Consider the following 21,344-nt stretch of genomic DNA (forward strand, 5'->3'; position numbering starts at 1 on the left):
CGGCTTGAGAGGAGCCCTTCCCGTGTCCGAGCCCCTGGTCCCCGACGCCGCCCGCCATGTCACCTGCCCGCCGGAGGAGTTCCGCCGCGCGAGCGAGGAGGCACTGGCCAAGGCCCGCGACGGCATCGCGCGCCTGAAGACGCTGCCCGCCTCCACGCCTCCCCGCGAGGTGCTGGAGCTGTTCGACGAGTCCTCCGCCGCGCTCGATGACGCCGCCGCGCGCGCCAGCGTCGTGCGCCACACCCACCCGGAGGCCGCCCTGCGCGAGGCCGCGGAGAACGCCGAGCAGGCCATCGAGAACCTGGCCAACGACATCCGCATGGACCGGGGCGTCTACGACGTCCTGGCGGGCGTGAGCCTGGCCAACGAGGACGCCGCCACGCGCAAGTGGATGGAGAAGGTCCTGCGCGACTTCCGCCGCGCCGGCGTGGACCGCGACGACGCCACCCGCGCGAAGGTGAAGGCGCTCCAGGAGGAGCTGGTCCGCATTGGCCAGGAGTTCAGCCGCAACATCAGCCAGGACACCCGCACGGTGTCACTGCCCCCGGCCGCGCTGGACGGCCTGCCGCAGGACTACGTGCGCGCGCACGCCCCCGGCGAGGACGGCCAGGTGCGCATCTCCACGGACTACCCGGACCTGGTGCCCTTCCTCACCTACGCGCGCGACGGCAGGGCCCGCGAGGAGTTGTGGCGCGCCAACCGCCAGCGCGGCTACCCCGCCAACGTGGAGGTGCTCCAGAAGCTGGTCCAGAAGCGCCACGAGCTGGCCACGCTGCTGGGCTACCCGCACTGGGCCGCCTACGCCACCGAGGACAAGATGGTGCGCACCGCGGACGCCGCGGGCACCTTCATCCGGAAGATCGCGGACGCGTCCGAAGAGCGCATGAAGCGCGACTACGCGGTGCTCCTGGAGCGCAAGCGCAAGGACGACCCGAAGGCGGACCGGGTGGACCCGTGGGACTCCGGCTACCTGGATGACCGCGTGAAGGCGGAGCAGTACGCCTTCGACTCGCAGACGGTGCGCCCCTACTTCGAGTACACGCGCGTGAAGCAGGGCGTCCTGGACCTCACCGCGCGCCTCTTCGGCGTCACCTACCGCCCGGTGAAGGACGTGCCCGTGTGGCACCCGGACGTGGAGGCCTATGACGTCTATGAAGGCCCCACGCTCAAGGGCCGCTTCTTCCTGGACATGCACCCGCGCGCGGACAAGTACAAACACGCGGCCCAGTTCACGCTGACCAGCGGCAAGTCCGGACGGCGGCTGCCGGAAGGTGCGCTCATCTGCAACTTCCCCAAGCCCGGCGCGGAGCCCGCGCTCATGCAGCACGGCGACGTGGAGACGTTCTTCCACGAGTTCGGCCACCTGCTGCACCACATCTTCGGCGGCCACACGAAGTGGGCGGGCCTGTCCGGCGTGCGCACGGAGTGGGACTTCGTGGAGGCCCCGTCGCAGATGCTGGAGGAGTGGGCGCGCGACGTGACGTGCCTGCAGACCTTCGCGAAGCACTACCAGACGGGGGAGGCGCTGCCCGCGGAGCTGGTGGAGCGCATGCTCGCCGCGGACGAGTTCGGCAAGGGCCTCTTCGTGCGCCAGCAGATGTTCTACGCGGCGCTCAGCCTGGAGCTGTACCGGCGCGACCCGAAGAACCTGGACGCCACCGCGCTCGTGCGCGAGCTGCAGAGCCAGTTCGTCCCCTTCCCGTACCTGGAGGGCACGTACTTCCACCTCACCTTCGGGCACCTGGACGGGTACTCGTCCAACTACTACACGTACATGTGGTCGTTGGTCATCGCGAAGGACCTCTTCACGGTGTTCCAGACGAAGGGCCTGCTCAACCCCGAGCCCGCGCAGGCCTACCGCCGCGCGGTGCTGGAGCCGGGCGGCTCCGACGACGCCGCCCGCCTGGTGCACCGGTTCCTCGGCCGCGACTACGACTTCCGCGCGTACGAGGCCTGGCTCAACAAGGCCGCGTGAGACGCTGACGGCACACGCAGCGCGGCCCCGGGAAACCACCGGGGCCGCGGGGTGCCCGCCGGCGCGCTACTCCACGTCCGTCTTCTGCACCTTCCAGATCTCCTCCGCGTACTGCTTGATGGTGCGGTCGGAGGAGAAGATGCCCGCGCGGGCCACGTTGATGATGCACTTCTTCGTCCAGGACTCCGGGTCCCGGTAGGCGCGCGCCACGTCCTCCTGCTTCGCCATGTACGCGGCGAAGTCCGCCAGCACGAGGTAGCGGTCCTCGTTGAGCAGGCTGTCCACCAGCGGCTGGAAGAGGTTGCGGTCCTCCGGCGAGAAGAAGCCGGAGCGGATGAGGTCCAGCGCCTCGCGCAGCTCCGTGTTGGACTCGTACACCTCGCGCGGCCGGTAGCCGGCCTTCTTGCGCGCGATGACCTCATCCGCCGTCAGGCCGAAGAGGAAGAAATTCTCGTCGCCCACCGCGTCGCGGATTTCCACGTTGGCGCCGTCCAGCGTGCCCAGCGTCAGCGCGCCATTGAGCATCAGCTTCATGTTGCCCGTGCCGGAGGCCTCCCAGCCCGCCGTGGAGATCTGCTCGGACACGTCCGCCGCGGGGATGATGCGCTCCGCCAGGCTCACGCGGTAGTTGGGCAGGAACATCACCTGCAGCCCCGTGGCGCCCGCGTCGCTGTTGACGACCTCCGCGATGCCGTTGATGAGCCGGATGGTCAGCTTCGCCAGGTGGTAGCCCGGGGCCGCCTTCGCGCCGAAGAGGAACGCGCGCGGCGTGATGACGCTCGCCGGGTCGCGCCGCGCCTTCATCCACAGCGCCACGATGTGGATGGCGTCCAGCAGCTGCCGCTTGTACTCGTGCAGGCGCTTGATCTGCACGTCGAAGATGGCGTCCGGATTGAGCTGCACCCAGCGCAGGTCGCGCACGTGCTGGGCCAGGTCCTCCTTGTTGGCGCGCTTCACCTCGCGGAAGGCCTTGCGGAACTCCGGGTCCTCCGCGAGCGGCTCCAGCTTCTGGAGCTGGTCCAGGTCCGTGACCCAGCCCTCGCCGATGCGGCTGGTGATCAGCTTGGACAGGCGCGGGTTGCACCACGCCAGCCAGCGGCGCGGCGTCACGCCGTTGGTCTTGTTGTTGAAGCGCTCCGGGTACATCTGCGCGAAGTCCGGCAGCACGTCGCGGCGCAACAGGTCCGTGTGCAGCGCGGCCACGCCGTTGATGCTGTGGCTGCCCACCACGGCCAGGTGGGCCATGCGGATCTTCTTCTCCGGGCCCTCCTCCACCAGGCTCATCCGCTGCTGCTTCTCCACGTCGAACGGGTAGCGGATCTGCACCTGACGCATGAAGCGCTGGTTGATCTCGAAGATGATTTCGAGGTGGCGCGGCAGCAGGCGCTCGAACAGCGACACCGGCCAGCGCTCCATGGCCTCCGCCAGCAGCGTGTGGTTGGTGTAGCCGAACGTCTCCTGGGTGATGGACCAGGCCTCGTCCCAGAGCAGGCGCTTCTCGTCCACCAGCACGCGCATCAGCTCCGCCACGCCAATGGCCGGGTGCGTGTCGTTGAGCTGGATGGCGCACTTGCGGCTGAAGTCGCGGAAGTCGTCGTGGTTCTTCAGGTAGCGCCGGACGATGTCCGCGATGGAGCACGCCACGAAGAAGTACTGCTGCTTCAGGCGCAGCTCCTTGCCCGCCTGGAACGCGTCGTTGGGGTAGAGGACCTTGGAGATGACCTCCGAGTCGTTCTTCTCCACCACCGAGCGCTCGTAGTCACCGGCGTTGAACAGGAGCAGGTCGAACTCGGCGCTCGCGCGCGCCTGCCACAGCCGCAGCGTGTTGACGGTGTTGTTGCCGTAGCCCGCGATGGGTGTGTCGTACGGCACGCCAATCACGGTCTTGCCGCCCACCCAGCGCGCCACCGGCCGGCCATCCGGACCCTGGTGGTGCTCCACGCGCCCGAAGAAGCGCACCGGCACCGCCTTCTCCGGCCGCACGATCTCCCACGGGTTGCCGAACTTCAGCCACTCGTCCGCGCGCTCCACCTGGTGTCCCTCCACCAGGTCCTGGCTGAAGATGCCGAACTCGTAGCGGATGCCGTAGCCCATGCCCGGGTAGCCCAGGGTGGCCAGCGAGTCCAGGAAGCACGCCGCCAGGCGGCCCAGGCCGCCGTTGCCCAGGCCCGCGTCCGGCTCCATCTCCAAGAGCTGCGTCAGGTCCACGCCGACTTCCTGCATGGCGGCGGCCGCGGCGTCGTACATGTTGAGGTTGAGCAGGTTGTTGCCCAGGGCCCGACCCAACAGGTACTCCGCGGAGAGGTAATAGGCGCGCTTGACGTCCTGCTCGTAGTAGGTGCGCGCCGTCTTCACCCAGCGGTCCGTGAGGCGGTCGCGGACGGCCAGGGACAGGGCCATGAAGCGGTCATGCGGAGTGGCCGTCTCCGGGTTCTTGCCGCGCGAGTAGCGCACGTGTTCGAAGAAGCCGCGACGGACGCTGGCCGCGTCGAGCCCGGTGCGGCCGCTGTCTTCGGGCGTTCCCGAGGCGGAGGGCGGGGGCGATGCGGGGCGCGCGGAGGCGGGAGGAGCCATAAGTCGTTCGTCTCGAAGGTCGCGAAGGGATTGAAGGACTGCCGGGGACGCCCACGCTTTTGACGCGGAACGCCCATGGCGGAAGGCTACCGTGTCGCGCCAGCCCAGGGCAGGGGAAACCCACGCCCTTTCACAGGGTCGGCTGCCTCCCCCGCCAGGGAGGGAAGGTGCCCCGGGACCCGCCGTGACGCGGCGCGCCCCAGGGAATGACAGACATCTCCCGCGTCTTCGTGAGAAGGACCGAAAACGCGCAAAACTGGAGTACAACGGACGCGAATGTCCCTCCCCCTGGACGACCTGGAGCAGCGCATCGCCCTGACCCGGCCGGGTGACACCGTTCGAGGGCTGAGCTTCGCGGCGGTGCTTCGGCTGACGCACCAGCGGCTGGGGCGCGACGCCGCGGAGCGCCTGCGCGCGCCGCTCCTGCAGCGCAGCCCGGTGGACTTCTTCTCCTACCCGGCGGTGGACTTCCTGCGCCTGATGGCCTTCGCGTCGGAGGCCCTCCAGGCCGAGTACGGCTCGCGCGACGCCGCCCTGCGGGCGTGCGGAGAGGCCATCGTCGGGACCTTCTTCGAGTCCACGGTGGGGCAGACGCTGCTGCGCCTCACCGCCGGCGCGGGAGACCCCAAGCGCATGTACAGCAACGCGCCCGCGTCCTACGGCACGGCGGTGAGCTACGGCCAGCGCGAGTACCAGGCCCTGGGCGACAAGCGCGTGCGGCTGACCTTCAAGGGGGACCTGCTGCCGGTGCAGGTCCACGAGGGCATCCTCGGCGGCGTCCTCACCGCGCTCCACCGCGACGGCAGCGTGCGGGGCACCGAGCGGTGCCTGGGCGACTCCGAGTTCCTCATCGAGTGGAGCTGACGGTCTGGGCAAAAGCGACGGGCCCCGCTCCACCGTGAAGGGGAGGGGGCCCGTGGGCTTTGAAGCGCGGGACGGCTGCTACTTCGTGGCGGTGGGCGGCGGGCCCGCCTGGCCGGCGACGGCGGCCACGGACACAGCGTCGAGCTGCTGGGCCATGTCGTGCGCCTTGGCGAGGAAGTCCCCGGTCAGCTCCTTGGGCAGCGGATCCGCGCGGGGGAACTTCTGGGTGAGGGGGTTGGCGTAGGCGCCGTTGCGCTTCAGGCCGAAGTGCAGGTGCGGACCCGTGGAGCGGCCGGTGTTGCCGGAGTAGGCAATCACCTGCTTCTGCCGCACGCGCTGGCCGGTGCGCACGCCGTCGCCGAAGCGCGACAGGTGCATGTACTGCGTCTCCATGCCGTTGGCGTGGCGCAGGACGACCATGTTGCCCGCGGCGCCCGCGTTGCCCGCGGACACGACGGTGCCGTCCGCCACCGCCCACACCGGGGTGCCAATGGGCGTGCCGTAGTCCACGCCATTGTGGTTCTTCACGTACTGGAGCACCGGGTGGAAGCGCGACCCGAAGCTGCTGGTGACGTGCGCGTACTTCAGCGGGCTCTTGAGGAAGGTCTTCTTCGCGCTCGCGCCGTCCTCCTGGAAGAAGTTGGCCTCGCCGTTGGGCAGCACGTAGCGGAACACGCGCTTGTTGCCCACCAGGCCGCCTTCGTACGTGGCCGCCAGCACCTCGCCGTAGCGCAGCACGCGGCCCTTGGAGACGAACTTCTCCACCAGCGCCTTGGCGCGGTCGCCCTTGCGCACGTCGCGGTAGAAGTCGATGTCCCACGCGAACACGTCCGACAGCACCAGCCCGATGGACGGGTCCTCGCCGGCCGCCAGCGTCGCCTCGTACAGGGACGAGTTGATCTCCAGCGAGACGACGGACACCTGCTTCTCCACCTCGATGGAGCGCTTGCTGCCGACGTACTTCTCACCGTCGCGGCGCACCTGCCACTCGTCCACGGTGCTCTGGCGGTAGTCGAAGAAGTCCAGCTCGCCGTTCTTCATCACCAGCCGGAACTGGTCCCCCACGCGCGACTTGCGGAAGTCGAACACGCCCTCCAGCGCGGCGATGACCGCCGTCACCTGCTCGTCGGGCAGCGCCGCGTCGTGCAGCGCGCCCGCCAGGGTCTGGCGCGGCTCGATGCGGCGGTTCTTGATTTCGAAGTGGGTGGCGGCTTCCGACGTCGAAGCCACCCCGAGGGCGGCGAGGCAGAGCAGGGAGGCGGTCTTCATGGGGGGCGATACAGGAGTGTAGAGGACTGTTGGTCCTCCGCCCAAATCCTGTCCGCACTTCCTGAGCCCGCCTGCCTGCTTGGACCGGACCGGCCTTACAGCTCCACTTTCTTTTCCGAGTGGTGCTGCCCGTCGTAGCGCAGCAGGGTCCCCTTGCCGTCGTAGCGGGTGATGATGTTCACCGGCCGGCGCCAGAGGCTCTGGAGGTTGCGCAGCGTCTCCCGCGCGTAGTCGCCCTTCAGGTCCTGCCCGTCGTGCTTGTGCGCGAGCAGCAGCTCCGAGCGGTTCTCGTAGTTGCCGTCCACCACCTCGATGATGGGCTGCCCGAAGTTGGTGAGCGACGTGAGCAGCTTGTTCTTCACCTTGCGGAACTCGCGGTCCAGGATTTCCCACGAGTTGCGCTTGTCGTTGAAGCCGTAGACGAAGAGCTTCTGCTGCTGGGCGAACTCGGCGGTGAGGAACGTGTCGATGAAGGTGATGTCGTTGTAGTGCTTGCGCACCTCGAAGATCTTCTCCCGCCCCGCGCCCAGCTTCTTGTCCCAGGCCTGGCGCGCGCGAAGGTCATCGCACTCGTCCCACTCCTTGCCGAACTTGCCCTTGTTCCACCGGTCTTCGATGTCCCGCCACAGCTCGATGCCCAGCTTGTACGGGTTGATGGCGCCGGGGCGCACGCCCATGGTGCCCGAGTGGTGGTCCGCGTAGTCGATGATTTCATCGTCGCGCAGCGCCCTGCGGGTCATGATGGTGGAGTGCCAGTAGCTGGCCCACCCCTCGTTCATGATCTTCGTCTGGCCCTGCGGCGCGAAGTAGTACGCCTCGTCGCGCAGGATGGAGAGGATGTCCACCTCCCACGGCTCCAGCGGCGCGTGCTCCAGGAGGAAGTAGAGCACGTCGCGCTGCGGGCGCTCCGGGAAGCGCTTGCGCTGCTGCTTCTCGTCCTCGGCGCGCTTGCGCTGCGAATCCATGAACTCCGAAGGGTTGATGAAGCCGCGCATGTACTCGCGGTCCACCTTGAAGCCCTCCACGCGCTCGTTGGACTTGGCCTCCTCCTCCGCGCGCTGCGGATCCGGGTTGCGGCGGATGTGGGGCGCGTGCTGGTCGATGAGGTTCTCCAGCGACAGCGTCCGGTCGATGAAGTCCTCCACCTTCTCCACGCCAATCTTGTCCACCCACCGCCGGACGCGGGTGGCGTGGTTGGCCATGTCGTCAATCATCCGGCGGTTGGTGTGCCGGAAGGAGAAGTTGTTCTTGAAGAAGTCGCAGTGACCGTAGACGTGGGCCATCACCAGCTTCTGGTCCACCTCCGGGTTGCTCTCCATCAAGTAGGCGTAGCAGGGGTCGTTGTTGATGACGAGCTCGTAGATTTTGCTGAGCCCGTACTCGTACCCCTTCGCCAGCTGCTCGTACTCCATGCCCCAGCGCCAGTGGGGATAGCGGGTGGGGAAGCCGCCGTAGGCGGCCACCATGTTCATCTCGTCGTAGGACACCATCTCGAAGACGGTGTCGAAGAAATCCAGGCCGAACTCCTTGGCGTAGCCGTGGATTTCATCCCGAAGCGCGGCGAGTCGCGGTGTGAGGCTCTTGGGCATGGGGCGGTGGCTCCGGTGGGGGATGAGACAGAAGCGCTCGGGTGTCAGCGCCCCTTGCCGAGGAAGTCCTTGATGGAGGCGTAGATGGCGTCCTTGTCCGCGATCTCGCTCAGCGCGACGTTGGTCGTGTCACCCACCGCCTCGCGCAGGTCCTTGATGAACTGCCCGCTGCCGTAGGGCGACTCCACCTGCCCGTAGGCGAACTGGTTCACCTGCGGGAGGATGTCGTTGCGGAGCATCTCGATGCACTGGCGCGTGTCGTCCGCGCTCCAGTTGTCCCCGTCACTGAAGTGGAACGGGTAGATGTTCCACGCGCTCTTCGGGTAGTCCGCCTGGATGATGTCCCGGCACAGCTTGTACGCGCTGGAGATCATCGTCCCGCCGGACTCGCGGGTGTGGAAGAACGTGTCGCGGTCCACTTCACGCGCCACCGCGTCGTGGATGATGTAGCGCGACTCCAGGCCCTTGTACTGGTGCTTGAGCCACGTATCGAGCCAGAAGCTCTCGATGCGGACGATCTCCTTCTGCTCGTCCCCCATCGAGCCGGACACGTCCATCATGTAGATGATGACCGCGTTCGTTTCAGGCAGCTCCTGCAGCTTGTAGCTGCGGTAGCGGCGGTCCTCGCGCGTGGGGATGATGACCGGCATCTTCGGGTCGTAGGTGCCGGTGGCGATTTGACGCTTCAAGGCCTGCTTGAAGGTGCGCTTGAAGTGGCGCAGCGACTCCGGGCCCGTGGTGTTGACGCCCGTGTACTTCACCTTCTGCGTGACGATGCGCTCGTTCTGCCGCCGTTCAATCCGCGGCAGCTGGAGCTCTTCTCCAAGAATCTGCGCCAGCTCCTCCAGCGTGACGTCCACCTCCAGGGCGTGGTCTCCCTCGCCCTGGCCGGCCTGGTGCCCGTCCCCGGGCTCTACCGCCCCGGGGCCGAGCTGCTGGCCTACGTCACCGTCACCCTGTCCAACGCCGCCCTGCTCCTTGTGGCCGTACTTGAAGCGCGGGATGTCGATGAAGGGGATGGGGATGCTGATGGCATCCTTGCCCTTCTTGCCCAGCATCTCGCCCTTCTGCACGTACTTGCGCAGGTTGGCTTTGATCTTCCCGCGGACGATCTGTTTGAAGCGGGAGTGGTCCTGGTGGATCTTCAAGGTCACGGTGTCACGTCCCTCTTGGGCAAAGTCGCTAGGCGTTACTCCTTGGCGTCACCGCGGGCGAAGATGCTGGCCACGAAGTTCAGCACGTCCGTGGAGCAGATCTCGCAGTACCCGTAGTTCTTCATCATCCGGTCCTTCACCAGGTCGATCTTCTCCTGGGTCTCCTTGTCCACGACGGAGGACACGAGGTTCTTGAGCTTGATGCTGTCCTTCTGGTCCTCGAACAGCTTCAGCTCCAGCGCCTTGTGCAGCCGCTCGTTGGTCCGGTAGTTGAAGGTCTTGCCCTCCACGGCGAGCGCGCCGATGTAGTTCATGATCTCGCCGCGGAAGTCGTCCTTGCGGCTCTCGGGGATGTCGATCTTCTCTTCAATCGACCGCATCAAGCGCTCGTCCGGCACTTCATAAATGCCGGTGTACTTGTTGCGGACCTTCTCCTTCTGGGTGAAGGCCTTGATGTTGTCGATGTAGTTGCCGCACAGTTTGCCGATGGCGTCCTCGTCGGCGCTGATGGCGCGCTGGACCTCGTTCTTGACGATGTCCTCGTACTCCTGCTTCACCGTGGTGAGCAGCTCCTTCATGCGCTTGCGCGCGTCCTCGGTGTTGATGAGGGAGTGCGTCTTCAAGCCGGCTTCCAGCTCGTTGAGCACCATGAAGGGGTTGATGCAGCCCTCGCCCTTGTCGCTCACCAGGGCGTTGGAGATTTTATCCTGGATGTAGCGGGCGCTGATGCCCTCCAGGCCCTCGCGCACGGACTCCTTGCGCAGCTCCTTGATGTTGTCCTCGGTGAAGTTGGGAAGCGTCTTGCCGTTGTAGAGCTTGAGCTTCTGCAGGAGCGACAGGTTGTGTTTCTTGGGCTCCTCCAAGCGCGTGAGGACGGCCCACATGGCGGCCATCTCCAGCGTGTGCGGCGCGATGTGCTTGCCCTTGATGGCGCGGGAGTTGAAGTCCTTCTCGTAGATCTTCACCTCCTCGGCCAGCTTGGTGATGTACGGGATGTCAATCTTCACCGTACGGTCCCGCAAGGCCTCCATGAACTCGTTGTTCTCGAGCTTCTTGTACTCGGGCTCGTTGGTGTGCCCGATGATGACCTCGTCGATGTCCGTCTGAGGGAACTTCTTCGGCTTGATCTTGTGCTCCTGCGACGCGCCGAGCAGGTCGTAGAGGAACGCGACGTCCAGCTTGAGCACTTCGACGAACTCGATGACGCCGCGGTTGGCGATGTTGAACTCGCCGTCGAAGTTGAAGGCGCGCGGGTCGGAGTCCGAGCCGTACTCGGCGATCTTCCGGTAGTTGATGTCGCCGGTGAGCTCGGTGGAGTCCTGGTTCTTCTCATCCTTGGGCTGGAACGTGCCGATGCCCACGCGGTCCTTCTCGCTGAAGATGAGCCGGTTGACGTGCACGTGGCCCATGACCTTGGCGAAGTCACCGCCGTACTGGGTCATCAGCTCCTTGAAGACGAAGCGGCACGCGGGGCACAGCTCGCAGCCGCCGGGAATCGTGTAGCCGGACTCCGGCGGGGACAGCTCGGAGAAGACCTTGTCGCGCCACTCCCGCGGGATGAGGTTGAGGGGCTCCTCGTTCATCGGGCACTTCATCTTCTCCTTCGTCACCGTGCCGTCCGGCTGCTTCTTGTCGGTGAGCCAGGAGAAGGTGTACGCGGCGCCCTCCGGCGTCTTCGAGTACTCCTCCATGCCCTTCTTGAGCAGGCGGGCGATGGTGGACTTGGACGAGCCCACGGGGCCGTGCAGGAGGATGACGCGCTTCTCCGTGCCGTAGCCCTGCGCGGCGGACTTGAAGACGTTGACCAGCTTCATCAGCGGCACGTCCAGGCCGAAGATGGCGTCGCGGCCGCCGAAGCGCTCGTCACTGAAGAAGTGGTAGCGCGTGAGCTTCTTCTTGTTGTCGATGTACTCCGACTTCCCGTGGCTGAGGATCATGTCGTAGATCCTCTGGAAGGCGGTGCGGGTGACCTTCGGGTTCTTCCGGACGATTTCGAGGTAGTCCTCGAAAGAGCCCTCCCAGTTGAGTTCCGCGTAGGTCTTCACGTCCTGGAACGCGGCGATTCTGGAGACCCACGAGCCCTTCTCAGCGTCCTTCATGTCTCTCCCTCGTAGCCTCACAGGAGGACGCGAGGACTCGCGTGCTTCCGGGGGGCCAACATGGTGAACCTGGAGGGCTGGAAGGCCATTCCACACCCACTCCGAAGAGGTCCCAGGCGACGACAATCGCGATGCTTCAGCCCCTTCGGGACCCCGCCGCGGAGTGGGACCGCGCGTTCGGCTCGTGTCGGAGGGGAGCCGCCCTCCTCCACGGGGTGAAAAGGCACTTCGATTATAAGGACCGGGACGCGCGCTGGGAGGAGCCCCCCCGGTGCGATGTGTCCGGTCCTACCTCGCCCAAGCGCGTACTTCCCGACGCTTGGGTTTCCGCTAGAGGACACCCCGTCCGAGCAGGCCCTCACTGTGGGGCGGCGTCCGTGTCCGCTCCACATGTCGGCGTGACGGCCGGCGCACCGGTTCCGTCCTGCCCCGAAGGGTGCGTAACGGCGAGAATCCTCCGCTGCCCGGGGATTTGGCCCGTGGGTGAGGGCAGGCGGGCGGGCATCAGGCAGGAGGGAGGGTCGCTGGCTTGGCTTTGAGCCCTGCCTGCGTATCCTCGCGCGCGCCATGGTTCCCGCATCGAGTCCCGCCGCCCTTGCTTCCCCCTCCGCCGCCGTGCCCGGCCTGTCCGCGGTGCCCGCACCCCAGCCCGAGCCTTCCACCCGGTGGTTGGTGGGCCTGCTGCTCGTGGCGGCGCTGCTCCCCCGGTTGGGGGTGTTCTTCATCAACGAGAACCTCTTCGGGGACGCGGTGGTGCGCACGGAGCTGGCGGAGCGCTGGCTGGCCGCGCCGCACGTCATCACCTCGTACAAGGACGGCACGTACCAGTTCGGCCCGCTGCACCTGTACCTGGTGGGCGCGGTGCTGTCGGTGTTCGAGCGCGACGTCGCGGGCCGGCTGGTGAGCCTGCTGTTCGGCGTGGCGTCGGTGGTGCCGCTGTTCGCGCTGACGCGGCGGCTGTTTGGCTGGCGCGCGGGCGTGGCCGCGGGGCTGGCCTTCAGCGCGTGGGGCATGCACCTGCAGTTCTCCACCACCGCGGGCAGCGAGGCGGTGTCGCTGTTCTTCATGCTGGCGGTGTTCGCGCTGGTGGCGGAAGGCGTGGAGGAGAACCGCTTCCAGCCGCTGTTCTGGGGCGCGGTGCTGCTCAACTTCGCGTGCGCGCTGCGCTACGACGCGTGGCTGTACATCCCGCTCATCTCCGTGGCGCTGGTGTTCAGCAGCGAGGACCGGGTGGCGTCGCTCACGCGCGCGGTGGGCTTTGGCCTGGTGTGCCTGCCGTTCCCCCTGTTGTGGATGCAGGGCAACGAGCTGGCGCACGGCGACCCGTTCTTCCCCATCAAGGCGGTGGAGGACTTCCACAAGCAGTGGGTGTCCGACTCCGGCGGCGCGGGAGGCTCGCTGGGCTGGCGGCTGCAGCAGCTGGGGTTCTGGCCCGCGGTGGCGCTCTTCACGCTGACGCCCGGCGTGGCGCTCCTGGGCGGCGTGGGCATGGTGCGCGCGTGGAAGAAGCACCCGGAGACGCGCTGGCTGGTGGTGATGGCGGTGCTGCCCGCGCTGTACTTCACCTTCCGCGCGGCGGTGCTGCTGAGCTTCGTGCCCCTGGCCCGCTTCACGGTGACGCAGCTGGTGCTGCTGCCCGTGTTCCTGGCGCCCGGCCTGGCGGCGGTGGTGGGCAACCGGGGGGCCTTCGCGCGGCGCGCGGTGGTGGGGGTGAGCGCGGTGCTGGCGGTGGTGATGCCGGTGGCGCTGGGCATCTACACGTTCCGCACCGAGGGCGGGCTGCACGACTCGCTGCGCCCGGTGAGCCCCACGTCCACGAACCCCGTGGCGGTGATGCAGGTGGCGCGCTACCTCAAGGAGGAGGTGGCGGCGAAGGGCGGCGCGGCGGCCATCGACGACGACCCGCGCTACATGGACCTGCAGGTGGCCTTCTTCTCCACGCTGCCGGAGATGCGCATGGCGCGCGTGCGCTGGGACACCTTCCGCCAGCGCCTGGGTGACGCGCGGCCGGACGTGCTGGTGCGCTTCGACGAGGGCAACCTGGTGAAGGACCCGGGCGTGAAGCTGGACGGGCGGACGCTGACCCTGGACGGCGTGGCGTACCAGGAGCAGGACGGCTTCACCGCGCCGCTGCACGTGTACCGGCGCCAGCCGTAGTGCCGGGCTGACGGCTCCCGGAGGCGGTGCTCAGGCCTCCGGGTCGTAATCGTCGTCGTCGTAGCCGTCTTCATCCTTGGGGCGGTGCGCGTCCAGCCAGCCCTGCAGGATGAACTGCGCGGCGAGCTGATCAATCACCTCCCGCCGCTTCTCCCGGCGCACGTCCGCCTCCAGCAGGGTGCGCTGGGCGGCGACGGTGGACAGCCGCTCGTCCCACAGCTCCACGGGCAGCCCCAGCGCGCTCTCCAGCACCTCCGCGAACTTGCGCGTGGCCTCCGCGCGGGGCCCCTCCGAGCCGTTCATGTTGAGGGGCAGCCCCAGGACGAAGCGCGTCACCTCGTGCTCCTTCACGAGCCGGGACAGCTCCGCGAGGTCCGCCTTGAGCGACGCGCGCCGCACGGTGGTGACCGCCTGGGCGGTGAGTCCCAGTCCATCCGAGACGGCCACGCCGATGGTCTTGGTGCCGTAGTCGAGCCCGAAGGTGCGCATGGGCGCGGGACTCTAGCCGCAATCCTCCGCGACGGACCGGACCGTCCGCGGGCGGGGACGCGGACGGGGTGCCCTCGCGCACAACCCCTCGAATCGACTTGGCCCGAGCGCCGGCGCGCCCGGCACCGCCGCTGCAATGCCTGCCCGCGTCCGAAGAGACGGCGCGCGGCACCCTGGCAGCACCCACTTCAACCCGTCGCGCGGGAGTATCGATGCTCGACATCCTCAAAGGCGTGGCGAACCTGCTGGGCGGTCCCATGGCCGCCGTGACCGACCTGGCGGGGGACGCCCTGGGGCTTCCCCCCGTCCTCACGAACTCCATCAAGACGGCCGCCGGGGTGATGACCGGCAACGTGATGATGGCGGCCAGCGGCGCGCTGGGCGTGGCGGATGAGCTGAAGAAGAACCCCTCCGCGAAGACGGAGTACTGCGCGCCCCGGGACGCGGCGAAGGCGGGCGCGGGCTACGCGGGGGCCTCGTCGGCGGGGGGCGCGCAGGCGGGAGGCGCGGCCGGGAGCCGCAGCCCGCTGGACCCCAAGCTGCTGGACTACGCGGACTCGCTGCGCACGCTGGAGGCGAACTTCGGCTACCTGGACCTGCTGGACGGCAAGAAGGACGGCACGCTGTCGCACGCGGACCTCCAGCGCATCTCCCAGGACCGCAACGTGTCGCCGTCGCTCCGGGACGCGGCGAAGTTCCTCGTCGACAACCGCACCTTCTTCGAGCAGGTGGACACGGCGAAGAAGAAGGTGCTCGGCCTGCCGATGCCGGTCTTCAACGACGACCGCATCGACCTGATGGGCCTCCAGCAGGAGTCCAGGCGGCTGGCCGCGGACTTCGCGAAGTACGGACGTCCGGACCGGCCGGGCCAGCCGCCCCCCACGCAGTCGGATTGCAAGCCGGCGCCGTCGGACTGCGCGCCGCCCACGACGGGCGGTGGCTCCAGCCCGAGGCCGGGCAGTGGGGGCGCCGGGAAGCCGGGCAGCGGCACGGGAAGCACGGACGGCATGTCGGGCCGGCCGGGGCAGGGGACTCCGGGCACGGGCCGGCCGGGCCACGGCGGCGGAAGCACCGGGGGGACGGGGCGGCCGGGGGGCAGCGGAGGCACCGGGGCGGCGGATCCGGATCTCGCGGAGTACGCCGACGCGCTCCAGGTGCTGGACGAGAACTGGGACACCTTCGACACGGCGAAGGGGACGAAGGACGGCAAGGTGACGCTGGCGGACCTGGGGGCGGTGCTGGACAGCCCGGCCGCGTCCGCCACGCTCAAGCGCGCCGCGCAGTTCTTCACGGACCACCCGGAGTACTGGCACCGCCTGGAGATGGCGGCCAGCGGTGGCCGGGACGGCGTGGCCAGTTGGCAGGACCTGGACGCGGCGCTCGACGCCGTGCCGAAGCAGTCGGGCGGGAGCGGCCGGAGCACGGGCGGCACGCGGGCGCGCGACATCGTGGACAACCCGAACATGAGCATCGAGCAGAAGGTGCAGGCCCTGCTCATGGGCATCACCGAGGACACCGACTCGGAGCTGCTGGACGTGATGAACGAGATGGCCAGCGCCCGCGAGGAGCGCGCCACGCTGGGCGGCAGCGACGCGGACAAGGCGCGCGGCGCGAAGCTGGACACGAGCATGCAGGAGCTGGAGCTGCGGCTCCAGACGCTGATGGAGAAGCGCAAGGCGATGTTCGACCTGATGAGCAACATGTCTTCGAAGTTCAACGAGATGGCCAAGACGGCCATCTCCAACCTGCGCAGCGCGTGAGGACCGCCATGGGACGCATCATCAAGCACGAGGGCGGCGAGGAGCCGCGGATGGAAACCGGAACGGCGCGCAGGCTGAAGGCGTTCGCGCGGGGGGAGACGACCTGGGCGGAGGTGGAGGGGATGACCTTCGAGGAGGCGAAGGCCATCGCGCAGGTGGGCTGCGACCTGGCGGCGGCGGGCCGGCTGGAGGAGGCGCGCATCCTCTTCGAGGGGCTGGTGGAGGGAAACCCGAAGGACTCCGCGGCGCACGCGGCGCTGGGCACCGTGTACCAGAAGCTCGGGCGGGTGGAGGACGCGCTCACCGAGTACACGCACGCGCTGTCGGGGGATCCGCGCAACCCCGTGGCGCTCACGGGCCGGGGCGAGCTGCACCTGCGCCGGGGCGAGCGGCAGGGCTTCACGGACATCGCCAACGCGGTGGAGGTGGATCCGCACGGGGAGACGTCCGCGGGGCGCCGCGCGAAGGCCCTGGTGAAGGCCATCACCCTGGTGGCGGTGGAGAAGCTGAAGGAGGGCGCTCCGCCGACGTGAGGCGTTGAGCGCAGGGACGATTCAAGACGGATGTGCCACCGGACAGTTGGGGAGCGGTCCGGGGGCGGCCGGCCGGAGGGTGGGCCTGGATGGCGAGGGGGAGTAGTGGAGTGGAGGCCCACTCACCGGCGGCTTCTTGAAAGGCGTTCAGGGCGCGTCGAGCGCGGCGAGCCGTTCCCCGATGGGCGGATGGCTCATGCCCTTGAAGACGACCCAGCGGGGCGGCTCCGGGTCCATCTTGTTCACCCGGGCGGCCTTCACCAGCATGCGGCGGAAGGCGCCCGTGTCGCCGGTGAGGTTCAGGCCGTAGCGGTCCGCCTCGCGCTCGCGCTCGCGCGAGAGGGCCCCCGACACCGGGGCCGCGAGCACGAGGAGGAGGAACACCGCCAGCGACACCAGCGGCAGGGTGCGGATGTCGCCCGCGCGCTGGACGCCCCACCAGCCCCGGCGGGCGGAGAGGCGCAGCAGCTGGTCGATGAGGAAGAGCAGGGCCAGCACCGCGAGCGAGGAGGCGATGCGGCCGGGCCAGCGGGGCTCGTTCACATGGCCCGCCTCGTGCGCCACCGCGGCCAGGATTTCGTCCTCGGCCAGCTCCTTCAGGATGACGTCGTTGAGGACGATGGTGCGCGTGGGGCCCTGGCCGGCGAAGTACGCCTGGATGCGCTTGGACGTCACGGACGTCTTCTCCACCACCACGTCGGAGAAGGTGATGTCCGCCTTGCGCATCAGCGCGGTGATGCGCGAGCGCAGCGGCCCCTCCTGCAGGGGCGTCTGGTCGAAGTAGAGGCGGGCGCGGTACGGGTCCAGGGCGGAGGAGACCAGCATCAGCAGGGCCACGGGCACGCCCAGCACCAGCCACCAGCGGCGCACGCGGCGGGCCAGGCCGTACAGGCCCACCACGAGCGCGGTGAGGGCGATGGCGCCCACGAGGCTGCCCTTGAACCACGTCCACGCGAAGGTGGCGGGCGTGTCGTTGGACAGGCCGTGCCGGTGCTCCAGCACGTAGTAGAAGTAGACGTTGGCCGGGGCGTAGAGCAGCTGGGTGGCCAGGTCGATGAAGAGCGCGAAGAAGATGGCGGTGCCCCAGCCGGGCTCGCCCCACAGCTTGTCCATGGCGCTGAAGAAGGCGCGGCTCACCGGGGCCGTGCGCAGCGCGCCACCGAACCTGCGCTCCAGGGCCGCCGCCGCGGCCGCCGCTCCCCGGTACACGGGCCGCACGAGCACGGCCAGCAGCAGCACCGACAGGGCCAGCCGCACCAGCGGCTCCACCGCCGCCCGGATGTAATAGGGCTGGTGGTAGGCGTGGATGTCGGCGAGCTGCTCCGGGGTGAAGAGCGGTTCCATGGCTGGCGGAAGGTGCGCTTTAGCGGTGCTTCGCGCCCGCGCTGGAGGCGGGCATGGGCACGGAGACCTCTCCCGACTCCGTGTCGGCGTCCGCGTCCGCGAGCAAGAGCGACTTCACCTTCTCCAGGCTCTGGCGGGTGCGGTCCACGAAGGCGCTCTGCGAGCCGATGCGCTCGGCGGCCTCCAGCGTGCGCTCGTAGATGTTGATGGACTTGGTGAGCAGCACGCGGATCTTCTTGCGCAGCTCCTGGCGGTAGACCTCCGCCTCCTCGGCGTTGAGCTCCGGGGGCGTGGGCGAGTTCACCATGTGCTCGTAGAGGTTCTCGTAGAGGGCGCCAATCTGCGAGCCCGCGGCGGTGGCCCAGTAGCCGTTGCCCACGCGGATGGAGCGCAGGTAGTGGCCCTGCGCGGACAGCAGCAGCTCCGCCTTGTAGTTGAGGTCCTGCGCCAGCCCGTCGCTGCCCCGGCTGGCCTCCAGCTTCACGGCCTCGTAGTGCAGCCGGTAGATTTCCCCGACGAAGAAGTGCGCCTGCGCGGGGAAGTAGTCCTCCACCTCCGCCTTGTCCGGCAGGGCGTCATACGCGGCCAGCGCCTTGCGCAGCGTCGCCTCCGCGTCGTCGGTGCGGCCGGCCTCCACCTGGCAGATGCCCTGCTGCACCTGGGCCTCGATGCGGCGGCCCGCGGGCAGGTCCGCGCGCGCGGCCAGCGTCGTCAGCAGCTTCGTGGCCTCCTCGTAGCGCTCCAGGTGGTAGAGCGTCTCCGCCACGCGGAAGGACGCGTCCAGCGCGTCGCCCTGGCCCTTCTCCGGCTCGGCCAGCTCGGAGAAGCGGCCGTAGGCGTCGTCCCACTCCTTGAGGCGCTGGTGCGCGAGGCCCGCATTGTAGAGGGCCTGGCGGCGGTGCGGGCTGTTGGGGTGGAAGTCCGCGAGCCGGCCGAAGTAGCGCGCCGCCTGCTTGAAGTCGTTGGCGGCGAACGCGGAGGTGCCGCCCGCGAAGAGCTCCTCGTCGTTGAGCTTGTCCAGCTCCAGGTCCGCCGTCACCGTGACGGGGTCGAACTCCACGACCTGCTTGTTCGCCGTGGCGTCCGGCTTTCCCGCCGCGCCCGTGGTGCGGCAGCCCGTGAGCGTCAGGCCCAGGCCCAGCACGCCCACCCACAGCCACCGCCGGGCGACTCCGGCTGCCTCCATCCGCTTGCTGCCGTCCATGCACCTGCTCCCGTCCGGACACCGGCGTCACCCGGCGTGGCCCCGGACATCGACACCCCGGGGACCCGACAGGTTCCCCGGATGGCTCTCCCCGGAGGACTTCCAGGGCACGCCACTCTAACCAGGAACGACCGCGCGTGCCGGATATGCCCGGCGCGCACGGCGTGTCACTCGGGGTGGGGGAGGGCCCTCAGGCGAGGACGTCGTCGCCCAGGAGGTAGCGGCCGGTGCCCCAGAGCGCGGTGAGGTCGTGCACGTCCAGCCCGAAGCGGGGCACCTGGATGAGGGGCGTGCCCGGACAGGCCGCGCGCAATTGCGCCATGCCCTCCAGGTCCTGCTGCGCCAGCACCTGCGTCTCGCGCAGCGTCTCCTCCACCTTCGCGCGCCGGGTGGGCGTCAGCGTGGCCGCGTCCTCCCACTGCGCCGGGGTGGGCATGGGGTGCACGCGGTTCACCACGATGGCCGTCATCTCCATGCGGTTCTGCCCGAGCAGCTTGTGGAAGTGGATGGCCTCGTCCAGCCGCTCCGGGTTGGGGCTGGTCACGAGCACGAACCCCGTCGACTTGTCCTCCAAGAGCTCGCGCACGCCGCGGGCGCGCTCGCGGAAGCCCTCGTTCATGGAGGAGAGCGTCACCATGAAGGAGGACAGCTCCTGGAGCATCTCCGTGCCGGTGAAGCGCGACAGCGCGCGCGTCACGTAGCTGCCGCCCAGGTTGAAGAGGGACAGGCCCACCTTGCCGGCCTTCAGCGCGGGCGTGAGGAGCCACTTGGCCGCTTCGTTGTCCAGGAAGTCCAGCACCCGGTTGGGCGCGTCCAGGAAGTCCAGCGCGTGCGCGGTGGGCGGCGTGTCCAGCACCACCAGGTCGTAGTCGCTGCGCCGCCGCAGGTCCCAGACCTTCTCCATGGCGATGTATTCCTGGCTGCCCGCCAGCGCCGTGGAGAGGGACTGGTAGAAGCGGTTGGCGAAGATCTTCTCGCGCTGCTCCGGCGGGGCCACGCGGGTGATGAGGTCGTCCCAGGTGGCCTTCATGTCCAGCATCATCGCGTGCAGGGCCGCCTTGGGCTTCACGCCCAGGGGCTCCAGCACGGACGCGGGGACTTCGGCCTCCGTGTTGCCCAGGCCGGACAGGCCCAGCGAGTTGGCCAGCCGCTTCGCCGGGTCGATGGTGCACACGATGCTGGGACGGCCATCCACCGCCGCGCGCAGCGCGAGCGTCGCCGCCACCGTCGTCTTGCCCACGCCACCGGAGCCCACGCAGATGAGCACGCGCTTGTTCGCGAGCGCCGTTTGCAGCGCCGTCATGCTCCCGCGCCTCCCTTCACCATCGCGTCCAGGTGCCCCATCACCGTCTCCACCGCGTCGCGTCCGAAGCGCGGCACGAACAGCCTGGGCACCGTGTACACCGGCGCGTGGAGGTTGCGCTCCAGCTTCGTGCCCGCGAGCACCGCCTGCGACGCGCGGTCATGGTGCGCCTGCGCCACGCGGCGCAGCTCCGGGTGGCCCGCGAGCGCCTCCAGGTCCGCTTCCGTGAAGCGCTGGGGGAAGGCCTGGTTGAGCACCGCCGCGTGCGTGCGGATGTGCACCCTGTCCCGCAGCGCGCCGTGCAGCTCCAGCGCCTCGTTCACCGGCATCTCCTCCGGCAGCGCCACCAGCACCGCGGCGGTGACGGTGGGGTCCACCAAGAGGTCGCGCATCTTCAGCGCCTCGCGCGTCATGGGCCCCGGCGGCACCGTCTGCAGCAGCACCTGCGGCACGCTCAGGAAGGAGATGGCGTGGCCGGTGGCGGGCGCGTCCAGCACCACCGTGTCGTACTTCCAGCGGCCGTCCGGCAGCTTCTCCTGGAGGTGGAAGAGGATCTTCCCCAGCAGCACCAGCTCCTGGAGCGACGGGATGAAGCGCAGGAAGTAGCGCACCAGCCGGTTCTCGAAGACCGTCTTGTAGAGGGTCTCGAAGCGCAGGACCATCAGGCCGTACTCGCGCATGGCCTCCTGGGGGCGCACGTCCACCGCCCAGAGGTTCTCCTCCAGGAGCTTCACCTCCGGGCCCGCTTCGGGCAGCTCCAGGAAGCGGCTGACGCGCTCCTGGGTGTTCACTTCACACACCAGGGTGCGCCGGCCCGCGCGCACCGAGGCAAGGGCCAGGGCGGCGGCGACGGTCGTCTTCCCCACGCCCCCCTTGCCAGAGACGATCCACAGGCGTTTGTCGAGCAGTCCGGCCATAGAGGGCGCGCGAACCGTAGGGATGGCCTCCCGGAGAGTCAACGAGAGTCCACGAGGAGAAATCCCCATTGTTCCCCTGCTTGACACGTCGCGTTGGCCCCTCCCAGAGTGCG

Annotated in this window: 14 protein-coding genes and 1 pseudogene; 5 read left to right on the forward strand and 10 right to left on the reverse strand. The window is 68.7% G+C overall.

Annotated elements, in window-relative coordinates; all coding sequences use genetic code 11:
- Positions 1 to 22: 22 nt before the first annotated feature.
- Positions 23 to 1,975 (forward strand): M3 family metallopeptidase, encoded by a 1,953-nt coding sequence (locus JYK02_RS01395; RefSeq protein ID WP_207048047.1) that lies wholly within the window; start codon positions 23 to 25, stop codon positions 1,973 to 1,975.
- Between the two features lie 66 nt (positions 1,976 to 2,041).
- Here the strand turns inward: JYK02_RS01395 and JYK02_RS01400 are convergent, their stop codons facing one another.
- Positions 2,042 to 4,549, reverse strand: a complete 2,508-nt coding sequence (locus tag JYK02_RS01400; RefSeq protein WP_207048048.1) for a glycogen/starch/alpha-glucan phosphorylase — start codon at positions 4,547 to 4,549, stop codon at positions 2,042 to 2,044.
- Between the two features lie 276 nt (positions 4,550 to 4,825).
- On the opposite strand from JYK02_RS01400, the gene JYK02_RS01405 reads away from it, so the two are divergent.
- On the forward strand, positions 4,826 to 5,413 hold the full coding sequence (locus tag JYK02_RS01405; RefSeq protein WP_207048049.1) for a DUF2378 family protein: 588 nt from the start codon (positions 4,826 to 4,828) through the stop codon (positions 5,411 to 5,413).
- Between the two features lie 78 nt (positions 5,414 to 5,491).
- Here JYK02_RS01405 and JYK02_RS01410 read toward each other — a convergent pair whose 3' ends face one another.
- The 4 genes from JYK02_RS01410 to JYK02_RS01425 form a co-directional block, all read right to left on the reverse strand.
- On the reverse strand, positions 5,492 to 6,682 hold the full coding sequence (locus JYK02_RS01410; protein ID WP_207048050.1) for a peptidoglycan DD-metalloendopeptidase family protein: 1,191 nt from the start codon (positions 6,680 to 6,682) through the stop codon (positions 5,492 to 5,494).
- A 95-nt stretch (positions 6,683 to 6,777) separates the two neighbouring features.
- Complete coding sequence (locus JYK02_RS01415) at positions 6,778 to 8,271, reverse strand: SpoVR family protein (protein WP_207048051.1); 1,494 nt, start codon at positions 8,269 to 8,271, stop codon at positions 6,778 to 6,780.
- Between the two features lie 44 nt (positions 8,272 to 8,315).
- On the reverse strand, positions 8,316 to 9,425 hold the full coding sequence (locus tag JYK02_RS01420) for a DUF444 family protein (protein WP_120529160.1): 1,110 nt from the start codon (positions 9,423 to 9,425) through the stop codon (positions 8,316 to 8,318).
- A 35-nt stretch (positions 9,426 to 9,460) separates the two neighbouring features.
- Entirely contained in the window at positions 9,461 to 11,524 is a 2,064-nt protein-coding gene (locus JYK02_RS01425; protein WP_207048052.1) for a PrkA family serine protein kinase, read from the reverse strand.
- 567 nt (positions 11,525 to 12,091) lie between these two features.
- On the opposite strand from JYK02_RS01425, the gene JYK02_RS01430 reads away from it, so the two are divergent.
- Positions 12,092 to 13,681: an ArnT family glycosyltransferase gene (locus JYK02_RS01430; protein WP_207048053.1), complete on the forward strand. Its 1,590-nt coding sequence runs from the start codon at positions 12,092 to 12,094 to the stop codon at positions 13,679 to 13,681.
- Positions 13,682 to 13,711: 30 nt separating this feature from the next.
- On the opposite strand, the gene ruvX is transcribed toward JYK02_RS01430, so the two are convergent.
- Complete coding sequence (gene ruvX, locus JYK02_RS01435; RefSeq protein ID WP_207048054.1) at positions 13,712 to 14,170, reverse strand: Holliday junction resolvase RuvX; 459 nt, start codon at positions 14,168 to 14,170, stop codon at positions 13,712 to 13,714.
- Positions 14,171 to 14,382: 212 nt separating this feature from the next.
- On the opposite strand from ruvX, the gene JYK02_RS01440 reads away from it, so the two are divergent.
- Together JYK02_RS01440 and JYK02_RS01445 are read left to right on the forward strand one after the other, a co-directional pair.
- The gene (locus JYK02_RS01440) at positions 14,383 to 15,930 is read left to right on the forward strand and encodes a hypothetical protein (protein ID WP_207048055.1); all 1,548 of its coding nucleotides are present in this window, start codon (positions 14,383 to 14,385) and stop codon (positions 15,928 to 15,930) included.
- An 8-nt stretch (positions 15,931 to 15,938) separates the two neighbouring features.
- Positions 15,939 to 16,463, forward strand: a complete 525-nt coding sequence (locus JYK02_RS01445; RefSeq protein WP_207048056.1) for a tetratricopeptide repeat protein — start codon at positions 15,939 to 15,941, stop codon at positions 16,461 to 16,463.
- A 147-nt stretch (positions 16,464 to 16,610) separates the two neighbouring features.
- Here JYK02_RS01445 and JYK02_RS01450 read toward each other — a convergent pair.
- From JYK02_RS01450 to JYK02_RS01465, 4 genes and pseudogenes are all read right to left on the reverse strand, one after another.
- Positions 16,611 to 17,816: pseudogene (locus tag JYK02_RS01450) on the reverse strand (M48 family metalloprotease); the annotation flags it as partial.
- A gap of 10 nt (positions 17,817 to 17,826) precedes the next feature.
- A complete protein-coding gene (locus tag JYK02_RS01455) occupies positions 17,827 to 19,011 on the reverse strand; it encodes a tetratricopeptide repeat protein (RefSeq protein WP_207048058.1) in 1,185 nt (394 codons plus the stop codon).
- Between the two features lie 190 nt (positions 19,012 to 19,201).
- The gene (locus JYK02_RS01460; RefSeq protein WP_207048059.1) at positions 19,202 to 20,314 is read right to left on the reverse strand and encodes an ArsA family ATPase; all 1,113 of its coding nucleotides are present in this window, start codon (positions 20,312 to 20,314) and stop codon (positions 19,202 to 19,204) included.
- Positions 20,311 to 21,231 (reverse strand): ArsA family ATPase, encoded by a 921-nt coding sequence (locus JYK02_RS01465; protein WP_207048060.1) that lies wholly within the window; start codon positions 21,229 to 21,231, stop codon positions 20,311 to 20,313. The genes JYK02_RS01460 and JYK02_RS01465 overlap by 4 nt, the downstream gene beginning before the upstream one ends.
- Positions 21,232 to 21,344: the final 113 nt, after the last annotated feature.

The organism is Corallococcus macrosporus (genome assembly GCF_017302985.1).
Taxonomy (GTDB): domain Bacteria; phylum Myxococcota; class Myxococcia; order Myxococcales; family Myxococcaceae; genus Corallococcus; species Corallococcus macrosporus_A.